Here is a 3,174-nt window from a genome sequence, read left to right on the forward strand (position 1 = left end):
AGAGTAGGTCGTTGCCAGATACAATATGGTTCACTAGCTCAGTCGGTAGAGCACATGACTTTTAATCATGGTGTCCGGGGTTCGATTCCCCGGTGAGCCACCAAAGACATCCTAATTTTTAGGATGTCTTTTTTATTTTATATTTTTCTTAAATAGCACATATAGCCCGTAATTATAATATTATGTTAATTATAGTTAGAATTTAAATGTGGGGGTATAAAACAAAATGGACTTAAAAGATAAGCTATCTAGTAGTTTAACTAAAATTGCTCAGTCCGTAGAAGAAGGAGCAAATATAATTGCCAAAAAGTCTTCTGGTGTAGTTGAGATTTCAAAATTAAGTCTTAACATAAGTAACGAGGAAAAAAACATTAAGAATAAATATGAGGAAATAGGAAAAAAGGTTTTTGAAAAGTACAGCAATAATGAAATAATAGATAAGGATTTAGAGGAATATTGTAGGGATTTAGATAATTCTCTTATTATAGTAAAGGAATTATCTAATAAAATTTCTAACTTAAAGGGCGATAAAGAAAAGGATGATTTATAATAAAAGTTAAGAAGGTTGCTGGCTATTAAATAGAGGCCAGTGACTCTCTTAATTTTAACCAGTCTTCTTCATAAGATTTCAAGAAATCCTCACTTCTATTATAAATTAAAGATGAAGGATGATACATTGGAAATATGTACGTATTTATATTATTATTAAATATAAGCTTACCATGACATTCTCCTATATTAGTACATGAAGTCCATTGTTTCAAGGGTACATTTCCTAAGGTTATAATAATTTTGGGATTTACTAATTCTATTTCTCTTTGAGCTATATGTTTGAATAAGTTTATTTCAGATGTTTTAGGCGGCCTATTGCTTATACTTTTTCTATTATTTAAGGTTTCCTTTGACTTTATGGGTCTAAAAAAACAAGTATTAGTTATTCTTATGTCCTTTCGACAAAGACCAATGGAACTCAGATATTTTTCAAAGGTTCTTCCAGCCATGCCGACAAATGGCTTACCTTGTTCAATTTCTGTTTTACCAGGGGCTTCACCAATAAATAATATTTTGCAGGGAACGGGCCCATCACCAACAATGTAGCCACCAGTAAGATCACCTTTATATGTTTCTGTAATATGCTTAATCTCTAATTCTATTTTTTTCAATTCATCATTTATATTCATATAAAATACCTCCATATTGTTTTAAGATTTATAGTAGTGAAGAAAATACGCGAGATACAGCCTCTACTGATTTTATTAAGAAGGATGAATTGTTATAATCCTCTTCTGTAATCAAATTACTTTTTTTCAAGTCTTCTAAAAATATATTTTCTAATTTTGTTGTAGTTTCATCATCGTATATTACTGCATTGATTTCGTAATTAAGTTCATAACTTCTAATGTCCATATTAGCAGTACCTACAGTGCAGATCTTTCCATCTATTGTAATAGTTTTTGAATGTATAAAACAACTTTTATCATAAGAGTAAACTTTTGCACCACATTTTATAAGTTCTAATAAATAGGTACGAGAAGCGTAATATACCGTAAAGTGATCATATCTTCCGGGGAATAATATTCTCACATCAATTCCTGATAGGGCTGCTATTTTTAATGATTCCATTATGCTCTCTGGAGGAACAAAGTAAGGTGTAGTTATATATATATGATGTGTTGCCATAGAAATCATTTTTAAAACACCTTGTAGTATGGAAGCATAAGGGGAATCAGGTCCACTTTTGACTAATTGCATTATCTTGCCTTTCGATTTTTCTGATTGTGGGAAATAGCTGTAAAAGTTATTATCAAAAGATGGAGGGGCGTTATTAACATGATTTATATTCCAAAAGTCGTCTATAAAAACTCCCTGCAATCCTAAAGTGAAATCTCCTTTTACCATTATATGTGTATCACGCCAATATCCTAATTTGCCTTTTCCTAAGTATTCATCACCTATATTGATTCCGCCTAAGAAGCCTGTTTTTCCATCAATAACAGCTATTTTTCTGTGATTCCGATAATTAATTTGGGTATTTATATGACGTAAAAATGGAGCTAAGAAGTATGAATACTGAATCACTTCTATACCAGAATTTTTTAAATCTTGTATATATGACTTGCCAAGCTTAATAGAGCCTACTCTATCTATAATAAATTTAATTTTTAGCCCCTCTGAAGCCTTAAGTATTAATAGTTTTTTTATTTCATTTCCTATAGTGTCATTTTTCACAATATAATATTCTAAATGAATATGATATTTTGCATTTTTTATTTCTTGTTTTAAAGCTTTAAATTTTTCTTCTCCATTATTAAAAATTACTATATCATTATCAATAAATAGTGGAGAATCACTATTTTTAGCTAGCAGTTGGATAAGTGGTATATAATAAGGGTCTTCTATTTTATTTAAAACTCTACAAACTAGCTCCTTTACTCCAGGAGAAAAGTGTTTATTTAAGGTATGTATCTTCCAATTGCGACCAAGAAATATGTAAAAAAATAATCCGATAGGTGGAAGTAATATTATTAATAATAGCCAAGCTATAGTTTTTTCAGGTCGTTTTCTTTCTAGTAATATTATTATTATTACTATAAAAGCATTTATGAGAAATATCCAATATAGAAAGGAACTAAAGTTAGGAAACATACATAGCAACTCCTTTTTATTCTTATATATATATGATATCAAATAAAGGCAAAAGTTATAATAAATAAATTTTATTAAATAAACTTTGCCAAGTGTTTCTATAGGTGATAAATTGAGATATATCAAGTATAAATGAGAAATATTAATAAGATATGTATAAATTCACATGTTACTTAAAAAAAAGAATCACAATGGATGATAAAATAATTTATGTTGTCGCAAGAAACGACAAACAGTCGACAAAGATTTTAAAAAAAGTTTTAAAAAGTTGTTGACAAGAAGAAATAAAAATGTTAATATATAAAAGTCGCTTAGAGCGACAGGGTCTTTGAAAATTGAACAGAGAATAGAAACCAGTCAATTACTTAACAGTTAAATGTTAAGAAACGCGATGAGCGAAACAGATTAAACTTTTAAATTGAGAGTTTGATCCTGGCTCAGGACGAACGCTGGCGGCGTGCCTAACACATGCAAGTCGAGCGATGAAACCCTTCGGGGTGGATTAGCGGCGGACGGGGGAGGAACACG

General features: G+C 30.1%; 3 protein-coding genes, 1 tRNA gene and 1 rRNA gene. 3 read left to right on the forward strand and 2 right to left on the reverse strand.

The genetic code is table 11. The features are described 5' to 3' along the window. Window positions 1-27: 27 nt before the first annotated feature. A tRNA-Lys gene (locus tag DP68_RS18650) sits at window positions 28-103 on the forward strand. Between the two features lie 123 nt (window positions 104-226). Continuing rightward, a complete protein-coding gene (locus DP68_RS18655) occupies window positions 227-550 on the forward strand; it encodes a hypothetical protein (RefSeq protein WP_035312034.1) in 324 nt (107 codons plus the stop codon). A 25-nt stretch (window positions 551-575) separates the two neighbouring features. Here the strand turns inward: DP68_RS18655 and DP68_RS18660 are convergent, their stop codons facing one another. Together DP68_RS18660 and cls are read right to left on the reverse strand one after the other, a co-directional pair. Beyond that, entirely contained in the window at window positions 576-1,181 is a 606-nt protein-coding gene (locus DP68_RS18660; protein ID WP_035312035.1) for a uracil-DNA glycosylase, read from the reverse strand. A 28-nt stretch (window positions 1,182-1,209) separates the two neighbouring features. Next, entirely contained in the window at window positions 1,210-2,646 is a 1,437-nt protein-coding gene (cls, locus tag DP68_RS18665; protein ID WP_035312036.1) for a cardiolipin synthase, read from the reverse strand. 414 nt (window positions 2,647-3,060) lie between these two features. Between cls and DP68_RS18670 the strand changes: the two genes are divergently transcribed. Further along, a 16S ribosomal RNA gene (locus tag DP68_RS18670) occupies window positions 3,061-3,174 on the forward strand; the annotation flags it as partial.

The organism is Clostridium sp. HMP27 (genome assembly GCF_000765165.1).
Taxonomy (GTDB): domain Bacteria; phylum Bacillota; class Clostridia; order Clostridiales; family Clostridiaceae; genus Clostridium_AK.

What these genes read in the sequence shown, in the direction of transcription:
- DP68_RS18655 (WP_035312034.1), top strand. Translation starts at nt 227, where the DNA reads ATGGACTTAAAAGATAAGCTATCTAGTAGTTTAACTAAAATTGCTCAG.
- DP68_RS18660 (WP_035312035.1), bottom strand. Translation starts at nt 1,181, where the DNA reads ATGAATATAAATGATGAATTGAAAAAAATAGAATTAGAGATTAAGCAT.
- cls (WP_035312036.1), bottom strand. Translation starts at nt 2,646, where the DNA reads ATGTTTCCTAACTTTAGTTCCTTTCTATATTGGATATTTCTCATAAAT.